The following is a 14,802-nucleotide window of genomic DNA, read 5'->3' as shown; positions in this document are numbered from 1 at the left end:
TTTTCATGACTCCGACCGCGCTCATGCTGCTCGCACTCGCTCCGACCGCCAGCGCCGCCGATATCCAGCCTTTGCAGCAGGAAGAGGTGACGACGGTCCTGCCCGACATCGAGGTGACGGCCGCCAAGCGCGGCGTGGCCCTGGGCGGGCAGGAACCGATCGTCTCGTATGACGCCGCCCAGATCCAGGCCTTCGGCGCCACCAATATCGGCGAACTGGTGACCCTGCTGGAGGCCCAGACCCGCAGCGCGCGCGGCGGGTCCCCGGTCTTCCTGGTCAACGGCCGTCGCATTTCCGGCTTCCGTGAAATCCGCGGCATTCCGCCCGAGGCCATCGAGCGGTTCGACGTCCTGCCGGAAGAGACGGCCCTGTCCTACGGCTACAGCGCCAACCAGCGCGTCGTGAACATCGTGCTGAAGGCCGACTTCCGCTCGCTGACCGCCTCGGTCAACGTCAGCCGGTCGGACCAGGGCGGCCGGACGACGACGGCAAGCGAGAACAACCTTCTCAAGATCGCCGGGGCCGACCGCTGGTCGCTGGACATCAACGGCGAGAGCAGCAACGCCCTGTACGAGACCGAACGCAATATCGACCGCACCGACTCGAACAGGGTCGACTCGGCGGGCGACAACGGCGAGCGGAACGCCTATCGCACCCTGCTGCCGCGCGCGGCCGAGGCGTCGGTCGCGGGGACCTACAAGCACGACCTGAACGACAAGGTCGGCATGACCCTGAGCGGCAGCCTGGAGGACAGCAGCAGCCGCAGCTACTCGGGTCTGCCCGGCTTCAGTCTGAGCCTGCCGGCCGGCAATCCCTGGTCGCCCGGCGGGGCGGCGGCCGATCTATATCGCTACGTCGGCCTGCCGGACGCCCTGCAGCGCCAGACCAATACGCGCGCTGCGGAACTGGGCACGGTGTTCGACGGCTACCTCGGGGACTGGCGCTGGACCGCCACGGGCGAATACAGCCGCACCGAGACGGACACCACCACCGGACGCGGCGTCAGCGCCGCCGCCCTGCAGGCCGCGATCACGGCGGGCGACACGACCGTGAACCCGTTCGGCGACCTGACCGGCGCGGTGACGACGTCCGCCCGCGACACCGCCAATTCGATCTCCCAGTCGGCGGAAGCCGAACTGGTGCTGAACGGCACGGCCTGGGAACTGCCGGCCGGCGGCGTCACCACGACCTTCAAAGTCGGAGGCGAACATCAGTCCCTGGATTCCGAAAGCGTCCGTTCGGGCGTGACGACCGACCGGTCCCAGTCGCGCGACCTGGGCAGCCTGCAGGCCAATTTCGATCTTCCGATCTCCAGCGTCGATCGCGGCGTCCTGCCCAAGATCGGCGATCTGTCGGCCAATATGAACCTGGCCTATCAGGAACTGTCGGACTTCGGCGGCGTCTCGACGCTGGGCGGTGGTCTGAACTGGTCGCCGGTCGCCCGACTGTCCCTGTCGGCCAACTATTCGGACGAGGACAAGGCGCCGACGATCCAGCAACTGAACGATCCCACCATCTCGACGCCGAACACCGCCGTCTTCGACTATTCGACCGGCCAGACCGTCCAGGTCGTCCAGATCACCGGCGGCGATCCGAACCTGAAGGCGGAGAACCGTCGAATCCTGAAACTGGGCGTCAACTGGCAACCGCTTTCGGCCACCGACCTGCGCCTGAATCTCGCCTATACCCGCACCGAGGTCGAGGATGAGATTTCCGGCTTCCCGGCCATCACCCCCGACCTCGAAGCCGCCCTGCCGGAGCGGTTCACCCGCGCCGACGACGGCACGCTTCAGTCCATCGACGCCCGTCCGCTGAACTTCGCCAGCCGCGAGCAGCAGGACGTCCAGTGGGGCTTCAACTTCTCCAAGCCCTTCGGCAAGCCCAATCCGGCCATGATGGGGCAGAGGCCGGGCGGCCCTGGCGGCCGGCCCCCCGGGGGGGCGATGCGTATGGGCGGCGGGCCGGGCGGGCCGGGCGGTCCTGGCGGCGGGCGGCTGCGCGGCTCCGCCGCCCCCGGCATGCAACCCGGCCAGGGCATGTTCAACTTCTCCCTGACGCACACCTGGCGCGTCCAGGACGAGGTGGTGATCCGCGACGGCCTGGCGCCCCTGAACCTGCTGGACGGGGATTCCATCTCCGGCTCGGGCGGCCAGTCGCGTCACGAGGTCCAGGTGCAGACCGGCCTGTTCAAGAACGGCTTCGGCGCCTTCGTCAACGCCAACTGGCGGTCGGGCACGACGGTCGAGGGCGACACCGCGGGTTCGGCCGATCTGGACTTCTCGGACCGCACGACGGTCAACCTGTTCGCCTTCGCCGATCTGACCCAGCGCACCGCCTGGGTCGAACGTTTTCCCTTCCTGAAGGGATCACGTGTCGGTCTTGGGGTGCAGAATATCTTCGACGACCGAACGTCCGTCACCAGCAGCGACGGGGCGACGCCGGTCAATTATCAGCGCGACTACCTGGACCCGCAGGGGCGGGTGTTCCGGATCAACCTGCGCAAGATCCTGTACTGATCCGAGGGGCAGGGCGGGGCTCGCGCCGTTCCGCCCTGTCGGCCCTCCGACCTGTCAGGGCCAGACCACCGCCAGGGCGATCAGGACGGCGATGGCGACGAAGGCCAGGGGAAAGAACAGACGGTCGGACATGGCGACAGCCTAGCGGCCGCCCCAGGCCGCCACAAGCCGAGCGCGCGTCGGCTGGGCTGTGCGTTGCAACACGGCGAGGCGCGCAAGCCTTGACCGGCTCATGACTGCGGCTTACCCGGACAGACTGTTTTGTCGAGGACTGATCGAATGCCGCGCCTGATCCTGCTCCGCCATGGCCAGAGCCAGTGGAACCTTGAAAACCGTTTCACCGGCTGGGTCGATGTCGATCTGACGGCGGAAGGCGAGGCCCAGGCGCGTCGCGGCGGCGAACTGATCGCCGAGGCCGGGTTCACCCCTGCGGTCATGTTCACCTCGGTCCTGACGCGCGCCAAGCGCACCGGCGCCCTGGCCCTGCAGTCGGCGGGTCTGACCGATATCCCGGTGATCGAGGACTGGCGCCTGAACGAGCGCCACTACGGCGGTCTGACCGGGCTGAACAAGGCCGAGACGGCCGAGAAGCACGGCGAGGATCAGGTCAAGATCTGGCGCCGCAGCTATGACGTGCCGCCGCCCCCGCTGGCGCCGGGCGGCGAATTCGATTTCAACGCCGACCCCCGCTACGCCGACAAGCCCATCCCGGACACCGAAAGCCTGAAGACCACGCTGGAGCGGGTCGAACCCTATTGGAACGCCGAGATCGCCCCGCGCCTGAAGGCGGGCGAGGACGTGCTGATCGCCGCCCACGGCAACTCCCTGCGGGCCATCGTCAAACTCCTGTTCGCCGTGCCGGACGACAAGATCGTGGGCGTGGAGATCCCGACGGGCAATCCGCTGGAGATCGATCTGGACGCCGATCTGAAGCCGACCGCCGCCCGCTATCTCGACGCCGCCCGCGCCGAAGAGCTGCCGACCGTCGCATGAGCTGGACCGACGCCGACCGCGCCTTCATGGCCCAGGCCATCGATCTGGCCACCGCCCGCATGGGCGAGACCTGGCCGAATCCGGCCGTGGGCTGCGTCATCGTCAAGGACGGTCGGATCATCGCCCAGGCCGCCACGGCCCCGGGCGGGCGTCCCCATGCCGAGGAACAGGCCGTGCCGGCCGCCGGGGCCGAGATCGAAGGCGCGACCGTCTATGTCACGCTGGAGCCCTGCGGCGCCCGGTCGTCGGGCCGCCAATCCTGCGCCCATTTCCTGACCGAGGCGGGGGTGGAGCGGGTCGTCATCGCCTGTCTGGACCCCTCGCCCTTCGCCGCCGGGCGCGGCACCGAACGTCTGCGCGCGAAGGGTCTGACGGTCGAGACCGGCCTGATGTGCGACGAGGGGGCGGCCCTGTGCGAGGGCTTCCTGCACCGGTTGGAGACGGGGCGGCCCATGGTGCGGATCAGCACGGACGGCGTGGGCTTTGACGGTCGGTTCGTCGCTGCGGCCAAGGCCGATCTGGTGACCGAACTGAAGCGGCTGGGCGAGGCGGGCTACACCCGCCTTTGGACATCTGCGGGGGATCTGGCCGACGCCCTTCGCGAACAGGGTCTGCTGACCGAGTGACAACCGCCTGTTGCGCAAGGCTTTCTTAAGCCGGTTGCGGTTAATCTGGCTGAATGGTCCAGGCTGCTGAACCCCTTGTACGCAAGCGCCTCACCCAGGCGGAGCTGGACCTCGTCTGCGCCCGGCACGACCGTCTGTTCCAGGCCCGCCCCGGTGGCGCCCGCGCGGTCTTCGCCTGGCTCGACATCTCCGGTCTGAGCCTGAAGGGACGCAACCTGGCCGACGCCGACTTCGCCGCCGCCTGTCTTGAGGGTTGCGACCTGACCGGGGCTAAGCTGGACAACGCCATCTTCTTCGGTGCGGACATGCAGGACGCCGTCCTGGCCGACGCCAGCCTGCGTCGCGCCGACCTGCGCGGCGCCTGTCTGCGCGGGGCCGACCTGTCCGGCGCGGACCTGTTCGAGGCCGACCTGCGCGAGGGCACCATCGCCGCCGCCGACGCCAAACTGGGCTTCAAGGTGATCGAGCCGCGCCAGCGCGAGGAGACCGAGGCGACGGGCGCCTGTCTGGCCGGCGCCAACCTGCAACGCTCCAAGATGTCGGGCGTCATCGCCATCAAGGCCGACTTCTCCGGCGCGGTGATGAAGGACTGCAAGATGGTCCGCGCCAACCTGAAACAGGCCGATTTCCGCGGCGCCGACCTGGCGGGCGCAGACCTCTCGGGCGCCAATCTGTCCGGCGCCGACATGCGCGACGCCATTCTGGTGGGCTGCAAGATGACCATGTGGTGCGCCGACGGCGCCAATATGGAAGGCGCCCTGACGGACAAGAGCACGGTCGGCGAGTCCGTGGCCCGGATGCCGGCGGCCGAAATGCTGCGCGAACACGCCCGCTGGTGCGAAACGGGCGGAAGCGAGGGGCAGCCCTCGGTGTTCGACGGCGTGGACCTGCGACCGCTGAAGTCGATCACCGGCCTGAACCTGACCGCCCTCTCGGCCAAGGGCGCGATCTTCTACGGGCTGGATATGGAGGGGGTGCAGTTGCAGGGCGCGCATCTGGAGAACGCCGACCTGCGTTCGGCCAACCTCCATCGCGCCGACCTGCGCGGCGCGCGCCTGAAGAACGCCAAGCTGAACGGCGCCGATCTGCGCGGCGCCCAACTCGGTCCCCTGCTGATCGCGGCCGACCGGTTGCTGTCGGCGGACCTGACCGGGGCGGTGCTGAGGGGAGCGGACCTGTCGGGCGCGGATCTGCGCCGGGCCGTCATGACCGGCGCGGACCTCGGCCGGGCGATCCTGCACGGCGCCCAGACCCGTCAGCTGGACCTCACGGGCGCCAATCTGACGGGCGTTCGCGGCCTGACCCTGGACGATCAGGCCGCCTGAGCGATCAGGCCAGCGCCTTCAACTGCTCGACCAGATCGGTCTTTTCCCAGCTGAAACCGCCGTCGGCGTCCGGCTCGCGGCCGAAATGGCCGTAGGCGGTGGTGCGGGCGTAGATGGGCTTGTTCAGCCCCAGATGGCTACGGATGGCGCGCGGGGTCGCCCCGCCGATCAGGCCCAGCAGCTTCTCTTCAAGCAGGGTCTCGGAAATCTTGCCGGTGCCGTGCAGATCGACGTGGATCGACTGGGGCTTGGCCACGCCGATGGCGTAGGAGATCTGGATGGTGCAGCGGTCGGCCAGACCGGCGGCGACCACATTCTTGGCAAGGTAGCGGCAGGCGTAGGCGGCCGAACGGTCCACCTTGGTCGGATCCTTGCCCGAGAAGGCGCCGCCGCCGTGGGGCGCCGCGCCGCCGTAGGTGTCGACGATGATCTTGCGGCCGGTCACGCCGGCGTCGCCGTCCGGCCCGCCGATCTCGAAGATGCCGGTCGGGTTGATGTGCCAGACGGTGTTCTCGTCGGTGAAGCCCTCGGGCAGGACTTCCAGGATATAGGGTTTGACGATCTCGGCGACCTGTTCCGAACTCAGCCCCTTGGCGTGCTGGGTCGACAGGACGATGGAGGCGGCGCGCTTGGGTTTGCCATCCTCGTATTCGATCGTCACCTGGCTCTTGGCGTCGGGCTCCAGTTGCGAGCCGCCCGCGCGGCGGACGTCGGCCAGGCGTTTCAGGATGTTGTGGCTGTACTGCAGGGTCGCCGGCATCAGCTCCGGCGTCTCGTTCGACGCATAGCCGAACATGATGCCCTGGTCGCCGGCGCCCTCGTCCTTTTCATTGGTCGAGTCGACGCCGACGGCGATGTCGGCCGACTGGGCGTGCAGGTGGCAGGCGTATTCCGCGGTTTCCCAGTGGAAGCCGTCCTGCTCGTAGCCGATGTCCTTGACCGCGGCGCGGACCAGAGGCTCCAGGCTGTCGATGATGGACTGGGTGAAGGCCTCGTTCTGTTCCTTGGTGTTGCCCGGCTGGGTCGCGCGGACCTCGCCGGCCAGGACGATCCGCTGGGTCGTGACCAGGGTCTCGCACGCCACGCGGGCCTCGGGATCCTTCGACAGGAAGGCGTCGACGACAGTATCCGAGATACGGTCGGCGACCTTGTCGGGGTGGCCCTCGGAGACGCTTTCCGAGGTGAAGAGGAAGGAAGAACGAGCGGCCAAAAGAGGCTCCTGTCAATGTCAGCCCGGCAAACATATAAAGACATGCTTATATGTTCAAGTGATCTTCCCGTCTTTGGTTCGCAGGAACCACGCCGTGTCTGGTCGTGCCGGTGAAATCCGCTATGACGAGGCGGGGAGCGCGTGAATGCCTGAAAGCCTGTCGGCAAGAGAGATCGAGTGCGTTCGCCTGGCCGGCCTGGGCCTCGAGGACAAGGAGATCGCTGCGCGATTGGGCATTTCCCCCCGCACGGTCGGCAATCACCTGCATCGCGCCTACGTCAAACTGAAGGTCTCTGACCGCAGACTGGCGGCCCGGCGGCTGAGTAACGGCTACTCAGGGGAGCCGATACTCATTCCCGAACCGGCGGAAGACGGGCTTGGTGATGCGGCGTCGGCCGGACAATCGGACGACGACGGCCCGCTCGTTCGGTCCGCCTGGTCCTTGCCGGTTCCGCCTCGCGGCGTCGGCGCACGACTGGCGGTCATCGTGGCGGGGGCCGCCGTCGCCCTCTTGCTCGCCATCGGGATCGTGACGGCAGGCATGGTGGTTCCCTCCCTGTTCGACCGGATCGCTCCCGAATGGGCTCGCTGACGCGGGGATCCTTTTGGAGGACGGCAGAATGCGAAACATGAACGTCGGGGTGAAAGTCGCTCGCCAGGTCAGGACCGCCGAACACGCGATCGACCAGGCCATGATCGAGGTCTGCAAGCTGATCCAGACCGCGCTCGAGGGGCGGCTCGAGGCGCGTCTGGCGGCCGAGGTCGGTCAGGCGGCGCTGGAGGACATCGTGACCGGTCTGAACCGGCTCACGACGGTTCGTGCGGCGGTCGCCGCCGGCCACGCGGGGCTGTCAACCGTGGCTGACAACCACGCGATCGGTTGGCGTTTGGACGGCATGAGCGAGAACAAGAGCATACTTCAGGCGTCGTCGTCGGCGTCGTCCGGCGTGTTGCATCTGGCCGCCTGATCGGTTCCGACGGAATGCCTTCGCCGCTCTGGTTTTTCGGTACGGCCCTGACCATCCTGGCGCTCGTGCTGCTCATCTGGAAGGGCGGCCGGCCCGAGCGCGAGGCGGCCGCAGGCCTCTTCGTCGTGCAACTGGTTTCCGGCTGGGTCGATCACCTCATCATCGGTCAATTCCGATGGGCGGTCGCCTTGGTCTCCCTCAGCCTTCTGGTCTGGTTGGTCCGGCTCAGCCTTCGTTACGACCGTTGGTGGCTGCTGTTCGCGGCCGGGGCTCAGCTTCTCGCGCTCGGCACCCATGCCGCGTCGTTGTTTGGTTCCGACGTCCTCACCTGGTCGATCGTGACCACGCGGATGGTGGTCTGGGTGGAGATCATGATCCTCGGTCTGATCGGCGTCTGGGAAGCGACCGCGGCCCCCTACGCCAGACCTCAAACATCCCTCAGCGCCAAGTCGCGCATCGCCTGAAATCTACAAGGACATCACAGCGTGAATACCCAACCTCTGAAGACCTTCATGCCGCTTTTCCGGTCATGGTTCGACACGACCCGACTGGCCGACAAACTCGGCGGAGCGGGACTCTCGGGCAGCGAGGACAATCTGCTGGCCGACCTGGATCTCGGACCGATGGTCGAGGCGGAGACGAGCCTGCTCAACCACCAGCCCGCGAACGCTGCGGAGGCCGCCTGTCTGCTTGAGGTCGTGCGCCAGAACATCGCCGATGCGGGACGCTCCGACGGTCTCGATCTTCGTGCGATCGTCGCGGTCCAAACCTGGCTCGCCGATGCTTCGGTCGGCGCGCGGGGCGGCGAACCGGTGGAGCGGGTGTTGAGACAGACTCAGGTCTGACGGATCAGTCGCGCAGGCCCTTGGCCACGACCAGGAGGGCGTCGCGCTTTTCAGCGTCCCGGATGCTGCGGAAGGCGGACAACAGTTCCGCCACGCCCGGCGCGGCCAGAGCCAGTTCATCGCCTTCGGCCGTCTCGAGTTCGCCCAGCAGAGCCGCGCCCGTGGACTTCAGCACCGCTGCGATCTGCAGCAGGCGTGCGGCCGAGACGCGGTTGACGCCCCGCTCATACTTTTGAATTTGCTGGAAAGTCACGCCGGCGCCGGCGGCCAGTTGCGCCTGGGTGATGCGGAGTTCCTCGCGACGGGCGCGAATGCGGGCGCCGATTGCGATGTCTACTGGGTCGACTGCGTCGTTCATCTTGGCCTTCGGGCGTGCGAGAATACCTGCGTCAGGCCTGAAAATGACAAGGGCGTCAAGCCAAAGCTCGACGATACGGGAATCCTACGTACCGCGAATAGGTAAATATTCAACTTGAGGGAGAGGTTGTGAGCGAATCCTTCGCAACTGAAACGAAAGTAACCAAGACTGTTTCAGTCGATACTGGAGTCTCAAGCTCGCCTCAGATGAACAGGATACCTTATCCGGCCGTTTCAAGGGACTGAAAACTGACCGAAGGGAAGCCTGAAGACTACGGTTCGGATCCGAAATCGATACGCCCGCAGCGAGCCGATACTGGGCCTCGCACCCAGGTTCAGGGCGAACACTCTTCTATTTGAAAGCTCGGAAACGGTGGTGCCGCTTGCGTGACTCGAACACGCGACCCCCTCATTACGAATGAGGTGCTCTACCGGCTGAGCTAAAGCGGCCCGGTTGCGAAGGCGAAGCAGCCCGCGCGAGAGGGGCTCTTTATACGGGCGTATCGCGCTTGCCAAGCGCCGCTTTCAAGGTCGCGAGCAATGTGGCTTCGTCCGGGGCGTCCGCCACCGCCGGCGTCAGGCCGACGGCGCTCAGGGGCGCGGCGGCGGCAGGCGAGATACAGGCGATCACGACGCCGGCCAGGCGCGCCGCCGGCAGGGAGACGGGAACCAGGGCGGCCAGGGCCTGGGCCGCGCGCGGGGAGTGGATCAGCACGGCGTCGAACGCCTCTGGCGGCGCGGCGGCGGCGGTCGGGGCGGTGCGATAGACGTTCAGGGGGTGCAGGCTGACGGCGCGGGCGTCGGCGGCGGCCAGGGCGGCGGCGAGGTCGCCGGCGGGGGTCTCGGCCTGGGGCGCCAGCAGGGCGGCGTCGCTCAGTTCAGCGGCGATCCGGCGGGCGAGGGCGGTCAGGTCGCCCGAGGCGGAACGGACGGCGACGAAGCCGGCCTCGCGCGCCGCCTGGGCGGTGGCGTCGCCGACGGCGAAGACCGGCCGGTCGCGCCGGGACGTCAGGGCGGCGAAGGCGGCGACGCCGTTCCGGCTGGTGAAGGCCAGGGCCGCGAACCGATCCAGATCCGGGACGGGCGGGCTCAGGGTCTCCACCGCCAGCAGGGGCTGGATCAGGGGCGTGAACCCCATGCCGCGCAGACGGGCGGCGGTGCGCGACGCGCCGGGCTGGGCGCGGGTGATCCAGACGCGGGGGCTCTGATCCGCGGCGCCCGGGGCCGTCATCCGTCCAGGCTCGCCGGATCGACCTCCTGATCGCCGGCGAAGGCGTGGACCTCGCCGCCCAGCCGTTCGCCCAGGGCGCGGGCGTCGGCCTCGGTGGGCTGGAACAGTTCGCCGACGCGGCGCCAGCGGGCCGATCCGTCGGGGCTCAGCATTTCGGTGGTCAGGCGCAGGGTGTCGCCCTCGATCAGGGCGTAGGCGCCGACGGCGGTGCGGCACGATCCCTCCAGCGCGGTCATGGCCCCCCGCTCCGCGGCCACGGCGACGGCGGTCTCCGGGTGGTTCAGGGCGGCGACCCAGGGGGCGTCGATGTCGTCGGCGCGGGTCTGGATGGCCAGGGCGCCCTGGCCCGGCGCCGGCAAAAAGGCGTCCAGCGACAGTTTCTCGCGGATATGTTCGGTCACGCCCAGCCGGGTCATGCCCGAGACGGCCAGCAGTATGGCGTCGAAATCCCCCTCGGCGGCGCGGCGCAGCCGGGTGTCGATATTGCCGCGCAGCATCTCGACCTTCAGATCGGGCCGCAGGGCCAGGGCCTGGGCCTGGCGACGCGGGCTGGCGGTGCCCAGCCGCGCGCCGAAGGGCAGTTGGTCGAAACTGTCGAAGTCGCGGCTGATGAAGGCGTCGCGGGCGTCCTCGCGTTCCGGGATGGCGGCGATGCACAGGCCCTCGGGCTGTTCGGCGGGCACGTCCTTCATCGAGTGGATGGCGATGTCGATTCGCCGGTCCAGCAGCGCCTCCTCGATCTCCTTGGTGAACAGCGCCTTGCCGCCCATCTCCATCAGGCGGCGGTCCTGGATCCGGTCGCCGGTGGTGACGATCTCGACCAGGGGCACGGCGGCCTCGATCTCGGCCTCGGCCACGCCGAGCGCCCGGCCGATGGCCCGCTGCATCATGCCCGATTGGGCCAGGGCCAGCTTGGACCGCCGGGTGCCGATGCGGAGAGGAAGGTTCATGATCGTTGCTTACCGGACGCCGGATCGCTACCTCGACCCGATGGAGAGTTCCGCCGACTATAGCAGCGGCGCCGCAGCGGCAACCGGACGCGATGTCCGACCCCTGACGGTGCTGGGTCTCGAGACCAGCTGCGACGAGACCGCCGCCTCGGTGGTGCGCCTGCACCCGTCCGAACGGGGCGGTCGGGCCGAGGTCCTGTCCTCGGTCGTTCACAGCCAGATCGACGACCATGCGGCCTATGGCGGCGTCGTCCCCGAAATCGCCGCCCGCAGCCATGTCGAGATGATCGCCGGGGTCACGCGCCGCGCCATGGCCGAAGCCGGCCTGGGCTATGACGGCCTCGACGGAATCGCCGCGACGGCCGGGCCGGGCCTGGTCGGCGGCGTCATGGTGGGCCTCAGCTTCGGCAAGGCGGCGGCCCTGGCGCGGGGTCTGCCCCTGGTGGCGGTCAATCACCTGGAGGGGCACGCGGTCTCGGCCCGGTTGGGCGAGGAGGTCGCCTATCCCTTCCTGCTGCTGCTGGTGTCCGGCGGCCATTGCCAACTGCTCGAGGTGCGCGGCGTCGGCGACATGAGCCGGATCGGCGCCACCATCGATGACGCGGCCGGCGAGGCCTTCGACAAGATCGCCAAGGCCCTGGGCCTGGGTTATCCCGGCGGGCCGGCGCTGGAGCGGTTGGCGCAGCAAGGCGACGGCTCGAAGATCGATCTTCCGCGCGCCCTGCTGGGCCGCAAGGACTGCGACTTCTCCTTCTCGGGTCTGAAGACGGCCGCCTTCCGCATCGCCCAGACCTGCGAGACCGAGCAGGACAGGGCCGATCTGGCCGATGCGGTCCAGAACGCCATCGCCCGGCAATTGTCGGATCGCTCCGAGCGGGCCCTGGCCGCCTATGCCGAGACCCACGATCACCGGCTGTTCGTGGTCGCGGGCGGCGTCGCGGCCAACAAGACGATCCGCGCGACCTTGCAGGCGACGGCGGCGAAACACGGCTTCGACTTCCTGGCGCCGCCCATGGCCTATTGCACCGACAACGCCGCCATGATCGCCCTGGCGGGAGCCGAGCGGCTGGCCCTGGGGCTGACCAGCGACATCGACGTGGTCGCCCGGCCGCGATGGCCGCTGGACGAAGCCCGCGCCCTGGCCGATCCTTCGCACAAGCCGGGCCGCAAGGGCGCGAAAGCATGACCAACGAGACCGCCTCGGGAGGGCGCATGGAATTCCGCACCGCAGGGGTTATCGGCGCCGGCGCCTGGGGCACCGCCCTGGCCCAGGTCTGCGTCCGCGCCGGATTGGACACGACGCTTCAGGCGCGCGAGCCCCAGCTGGTCGAGACCCTGGCGACGACGCGGGCCAACGACCTGTATCTGCCGGGCGTCACCCTGGCCGAGGATCTCAAATTCACCGCCGATCTGGCCGATCTGCGCGACTGCGACCTGATCCTGGCCGTTCCCCCGGCCCAGCATATGCGGGCGACCCTGACGGCCTTTGCGCCCCATCATCGCGCCGGCGTGCCGGTGGTGCTCTGCTCGAAGGGGGTCGAGCGCGGCACGATGAAACTGATGACCGAGGTGCTGGCCGAGACCCTGCCGGACGCGCCGGCGGCGGTCCTGTCCGGCCCCAGTTTCGCCGGCGAAGTGGCGCGCGGCCTTCCGACCGCCGTCACCCTGGCCTGCGCCGATCCTGTCCTGGGTCAGGCCCTGCTGAACACCCTGTCGGCGCCGGGCTTCAGGCCCTATCTGGCCACCGACCTGATCGGGGCCGAGGCGGGCGGGGCGCTGAAGAATGTGCTGGCCATCGCCTGCGGCGTGTCCGAGGGGCGTCAGCTGGGCCGCAGCGCCCACGCCGCCCTGATCACGCGCGGGTTTGCGGAAATGACCCGCCTCGCCGTCGCCATGGGCGGCCAGGCCGAGACGGTGGCGGGCCTGTGCGGCCTGGGCGACCTGGTCCTGACCTGTTCCAGCCCTCAGTCGCGCAACATGAGCCTGGGCCTGGCCCTGGGGCAGGGCCAGACGGTGGAACAGGCGCTGGCGGGCAAACGCTCGGTGGCCGAGGGCTATGAGAGCGCGCCGGCCGTGCGCGCCCTGGCCGCCCGTCTGGGGGTGGAGACCCCCATCGCAGAGGGCATCGCGGCCCTGCTGGCGGGCGAGATCACCGTGGATGGCCTGATCGACGGCCTGCTGTCGCGCCCGCTGAAGGCCGAGCGTGTCTGACGAGGCGCCGACCGAGCGCAAACGGGTCTGGAAGACGCCGCCGAACGTGGCCCTGTGCGCCGAGGCCGACATCGCCGAGCCCGGCGCGCGCGGCTTCGTGCTTCAGATCGGCGAGGCCTTCTTCCACGGTTTCGTGGTGCGCAAGGACGGGGCTGTGGCCGGCTGGGTCGATCGCTGTCCGCACGCCGGTTTTCCCATCGCCATGGAGATCGACCGTTATCTGACGCCGGACGGCGCCCTGATCCTGTGCGGCTGGCACGGGGCGGTGTTCGAACCCCTGACCGGCGAATGCAAGGGCGGCCCCTGCGCCGGCGGGCGACTGACGCCCTGGCCGGTGACGACCAGCGGCGGCGTCATCCGCACGGCCTAACCGCCCCACACGCCGGGGCGCGGGGGCGGAAGCGGCTTCAGTCCAGCGGCTTCAGTCCAGCGGCTGGGGCCGGGTCACGACCGGAGCGTTCGGGTCGGTCTGGGCCGGACGCGCGGCGGTCGGCGCGGGCGCGACGACGACGACCGGCGCCGGCGTTGCGGAGGGGGGCGTCGAGACGGCCGCCGGGGCCTGAGCCGTCGGGACCCGGGGCGCCGGGGTTTGCGTCGTTGATTGCGCCGGCGTCTGGGGACGCGTCGTCGTCGCGGGGCGAGCGGACGAGGTCTGGGCCGTGGTCTGGCCCGTGGTTTGGGGGGTGGTCGGAACCGGGGCCGCCGCAGGCCGCGCGGCCGCACCCGCGGGTGTTTCCTCGACCGGTGCGGCTTCGACGGGCGCTGCGGTCTCGACCGGCGTCTCCACGGGCGCGGCGGCCGGCGTCAGGGCTTCAGGCGCAACGGCTTCGGGCGCCGCCGCCGGGGCGGGCGCAACCGGCGCGGCCACAGGGGCGGGACGCAGGGCGAACCACAGGCCGCCGCCGACGGCCAGAACCGCCAGCACCCCGACGCCGATGTACAGCGGCAGGCGCGACGGCCGCCGGGTCGCGGCGCGCGCGAAACTGGGCGTGACCGAAGGGGCGGCCTCAACAGCAGGAGACGGCTCAAGCGGGGCCAGGGCGGGGGCCGCGACCACAGGCGTCGCGGCGGCCTGTTCGGCGACATCGGGCTGATCGACAGGCGCCGAAGGAGCGTTGGTCAGACCCGCGCCGGGCAGGGGCCGCACGGTCGTGTCGGCGCTGGGCACGGGCACGGGCGCGGGTGCGGGCTCTGGCTGTGGCGCAGGCGTCACCGGACCGGAGCGCGGACGCGCCTGGGGGATCAGCGACCCGCTCAGGATATTGCCGCCGGCGCGCGGCGCAGGGACACGGCGCGGCGGCTCCTGAACCTGTCCCGAAACCTGGCCCCCGCTCGGGCCTGTCTGGCCCAGCGGCGTCGTGCGCGGCGGGCGATTGGGAATCCGGTCCAGCGGATTGGGCGCGACCGGCACCGGGCCGACGTGGAAGGTGGTCGTGGGCATGCGCCCCCAGGTCACCTGTTTGCGCACGAACGGCTCCGGCGGTCCTCCCGATGGACCGTTCGAGGCGGGCGGCGTAGCGGGGGTGATCTTGGCGTCGTCGGACATGATACTCTAATCGCTGGCGATCTG

General features: G+C 69.5%; 16 protein-coding genes and 1 tRNA gene. 11 read left to right on the top strand and 6 right to left on the bottom strand.

Going from position 1 to position 14,802, the window contains the following annotated elements:
• Positions 1–5 precede the first annotated feature (5 nt).
• The 4 genes from GYM46_RS04715 (at position 6) to GYM46_RS04700 (ending at position 5,460) form a co-directional block, all read left to right on the top strand.
• On the top strand, positions 6–2,516 hold the full coding sequence (locus tag GYM46_RS04715) for a TonB-dependent receptor plug domain-containing protein (protein ID WP_040349238.1): 2,511 nt from the start codon (positions 6–8) through the stop codon (positions 2,514–2,516).
• Between the two features lie 279 nt (positions 2,517–2,795).
• Positions 2,796–3,509 (top strand): 2,3-diphosphoglycerate-dependent phosphoglycerate mutase, encoded by a 714-nt coding sequence (gpmA, locus tag GYM46_RS04710; protein WP_008260311.1) that lies wholly within the window; start codon positions 2,796–2,798, stop codon positions 3,507–3,509.
• Entirely contained in the window at positions 3,506–4,135 is a 630-nt protein-coding gene (locus tag GYM46_RS04705) for a bifunctional diaminohydroxyphosphoribosylaminopyrimidine deaminase/5-amino-6-(5-phosphoribosylamino)uracil reductase RibD (protein ID WP_008263703.1), read from the top strand. Before gpmA ends, GYM46_RS04705 begins: the two co-directional genes overlap by 4 nt.
• A 53-nt stretch (positions 4,136–4,188) precedes the next feature.
• Entirely contained in the window at positions 4,189–5,460 is a 1,272-nt protein-coding gene (locus tag GYM46_RS04700; protein WP_008262301.1) for a pentapeptide repeat-containing protein, read from the top strand.
• Between the two features lie 4 nt (positions 5,461–5,464).
• Here the strand turns inward: GYM46_RS04700 and metK are convergent, their stop codons facing one another.
• Positions 5,465–6,670: a methionine adenosyltransferase gene (metK, locus tag GYM46_RS04695; RefSeq protein WP_008264360.1), complete on the bottom strand. Its 1,206-nt coding sequence runs from the start codon at positions 6,668–6,670 to the stop codon at positions 5,465–5,467.
• Positions 6,671–6,815: 145 nt separating this feature from the next.
• Here metK and GYM46_RS04690 point away from each other — a divergent pair, with 145 nt between their 5' ends.
• The 4 genes from GYM46_RS04690 to GYM46_RS04675 are packed head-to-tail and all read left to right on the top strand — an operon-like array spanning position 6,816 to position 8,483.
• On the top strand, positions 6,816–7,262 hold the full coding sequence (locus GYM46_RS04690) for a helix-turn-helix domain-containing protein (protein ID WP_164952611.1): 447 nt from the start codon (positions 6,816–6,818) through the stop codon (positions 7,260–7,262).
• A 28-nt stretch (positions 7,263–7,290) separates the two neighbouring features.
• Positions 7,291–7,638 carry a hypothetical protein gene (locus tag GYM46_RS04685; RefSeq protein WP_008263264.1) on the top strand — a complete coding sequence of 116 codons (348 nt, stop codon included), beginning with the start codon at positions 7,291–7,293 and terminating at the stop codon, positions 7,636–7,638.
• Between the two features lie 14 nt (positions 7,639–7,652).
• Positions 7,653–8,102, top strand: a complete 450-nt coding sequence (locus GYM46_RS04680; RefSeq protein ID WP_008263356.1) for a hypothetical protein — start codon at positions 7,653–7,655, stop codon at positions 8,100–8,102.
• Between the two features lie 21 nt (positions 8,103–8,123).
• On the top strand, positions 8,124–8,483 hold the full coding sequence (locus tag GYM46_RS04675) for a hypothetical protein (protein ID WP_008259135.1): 360 nt from the start codon (positions 8,124–8,126) through the stop codon (positions 8,481–8,483).
• 4 nt (positions 8,484–8,487) lie between these two features.
• On the opposite strand, the gene GYM46_RS04670 is transcribed toward GYM46_RS04675, so the two are convergent.
• From GYM46_RS04670 to hemC, 4 genes are all read right to left on the bottom strand, one after another.
• A complete protein-coding gene (locus GYM46_RS04670; protein WP_008262454.1) occupies positions 8,488–8,841 on the bottom strand; it encodes a helix-turn-helix domain-containing protein in 354 nt (117 codons plus the stop codon).
• Between the two features lie 373 nt (positions 8,842–9,214).
• Positions 9,215–9,290 (bottom strand) — tRNA-Thr (locus tag GYM46_RS04665).
• 40 nt (positions 9,291–9,330) lie between these two features.
• Positions 9,331–10,071 (bottom strand): uroporphyrinogen-III synthase, encoded by a 741-nt coding sequence (locus GYM46_RS04660; RefSeq protein ID WP_008259711.1) that lies wholly within the window; start codon positions 10,069–10,071, stop codon positions 9,331–9,333.
• Positions 10,068–11,021: a hydroxymethylbilane synthase gene (gene hemC / locus GYM46_RS04655; protein ID WP_164952610.1), complete on the bottom strand. Its 954-nt coding sequence runs from the start codon at positions 11,019–11,021 to the stop codon at positions 10,068–10,070. The genes GYM46_RS04660 and hemC overlap by 4 nt, the downstream gene beginning before the upstream one ends.
• Between hemC and tsaD the strand changes: the two genes are divergently transcribed.
• From tsaD to GYM46_RS04640, 3 genes are read left to right on the top strand one after another with little or no spacing between them, the layout of a single operon-like run.
• Positions 11,020–12,207: a tRNA (adenosine(37)-N6)-threonylcarbamoyltransferase complex transferase subunit TsaD gene (gene tsaD, locus GYM46_RS04650; RefSeq protein ID WP_008262762.1), complete on the top strand. Its 1,188-nt coding sequence runs from the start codon at positions 11,020–11,022 to the stop codon at positions 12,205–12,207. The genes hemC and tsaD overlap by 2 nt on opposite strands.
• Before the next feature lie 26 nt (positions 12,208–12,233).
• Positions 12,234–13,232, top strand: coding sequence for an NAD(P)H-dependent glycerol-3-phosphate dehydrogenase (locus GYM46_RS04645; RefSeq protein WP_040349927.1), 999 nt, complete (start codon positions 12,234–12,236; stop codon positions 13,230–13,232).
• Complete coding sequence (locus GYM46_RS04640; RefSeq protein ID WP_008262825.1) at positions 13,225–13,602, top strand: Rieske (2Fe-2S) protein; 378 nt, start codon at positions 13,225–13,227, stop codon at positions 13,600–13,602. Before GYM46_RS04645 ends, GYM46_RS04640 begins: the two co-directional genes overlap by 8 nt.
• A 51-nt stretch (positions 13,603–13,653) precedes the next feature.
• Here the strand turns inward: GYM46_RS04640 and GYM46_RS04635 are convergent, their stop codons facing one another.
• Positions 13,654–14,778 (bottom strand): hypothetical protein, encoded by a 1,125-nt coding sequence (locus GYM46_RS04635; RefSeq protein ID WP_164952609.1) that lies wholly within the window; start codon positions 14,776–14,778, stop codon positions 13,654–13,656.
• Positions 14,779–14,802: the final 24 nt, after the last annotated feature.

The organism is Brevundimonas mediterranea, assembly GCF_011064825.1.
Classification (GTDB): domain Bacteria; phylum Pseudomonadota; class Alphaproteobacteria; order Caulobacterales; family Caulobacteraceae; genus Brevundimonas; species Brevundimonas mediterranea_A.
The sequence above is the reverse complement of the archived record's forward strand: the minus strand, read 5'-3'. Positions and strand labels throughout refer to the sequence as shown.

What these genes read in the sequence shown, in the direction of transcription:
- gpmA (WP_008260311.1), top strand. Translation starts at nt 2,796, where the DNA reads ATGCCGCGCCTGATCCTGCTCCGCCATGGCCAGAGCCAGTGGAACCTT.
- GYM46_RS04670 (WP_008262454.1), bottom strand. Translation starts at nt 8,841, where the DNA reads ATGAACGACGCAGTCGACCCAGTAGACATCGCAATCGGCGCCCGCATT.
- GYM46_RS04645 (WP_040349927.1), top strand. Translation starts at nt 12,234, where the DNA reads ATGGAATTCCGCACCGCAGGGGTTATCGGCGCCGGCGCCTGGGGCACC.
- GYM46_RS04700 (WP_008262301.1), top strand. Translation starts at nt 4,189, where the DNA reads ATGGTCCAGGCTGCTGAACCCCTTGTACGCAAGCGCCTCACCCAGGCG.
- GYM46_RS04635 (WP_164952609.1), bottom strand. Translation starts at nt 14,778, where the DNA reads ATGTCCGACGACGCCAAGATCACCCCCGCTACGCCGCCCGCCTCGAAC.
- GYM46_RS04680 (WP_008263356.1), top strand. Translation starts at nt 7,653, where the DNA reads ATGCCTTCGCCGCTCTGGTTTTTCGGTACGGCCCTGACCATCCTGGCG.
- GYM46_RS04660 (WP_008259711.1), bottom strand. Translation starts at nt 10,071, where the DNA reads ATGACGGCCCCGGGCGCCGCGGATCAGAGCCCCCGCGTCTGGATCACC.
- GYM46_RS04715 (WP_040349238.1), top strand. Translation starts at nt 6, where the DNA reads ATGACTCCGACCGCGCTCATGCTGCTCGCACTCGCTCCGACCGCCAGC.
- hemC (WP_164952610.1), bottom strand. Translation starts at nt 11,021, where the DNA reads ATGAACCTTCCTCTCCGCATCGGCACCCGGCGGTCCAAGCTGGCCCTG.
- GYM46_RS04705 (WP_008263703.1), top strand. Translation starts at nt 3,506, where the DNA reads ATGAGCTGGACCGACGCCGACCGCGCCTTCATGGCCCAGGCCATCGAT.
- GYM46_RS04685 (WP_008263264.1), top strand. Translation starts at nt 7,291, where the DNA reads ATGCGAAACATGAACGTCGGGGTGAAAGTCGCTCGCCAGGTCAGGACC.
- tsaD (WP_008262762.1), top strand. Translation starts at nt 11,020, where the DNA reads ATGATCGTTGCTTACCGGACGCCGGATCGCTACCTCGACCCGATGGAG.
- GYM46_RS04690 (WP_164952611.1), top strand. Translation starts at nt 6,816, where the DNA reads ATGCCTGAAAGCCTGTCGGCAAGAGAGATCGAGTGCGTTCGCCTGGCC.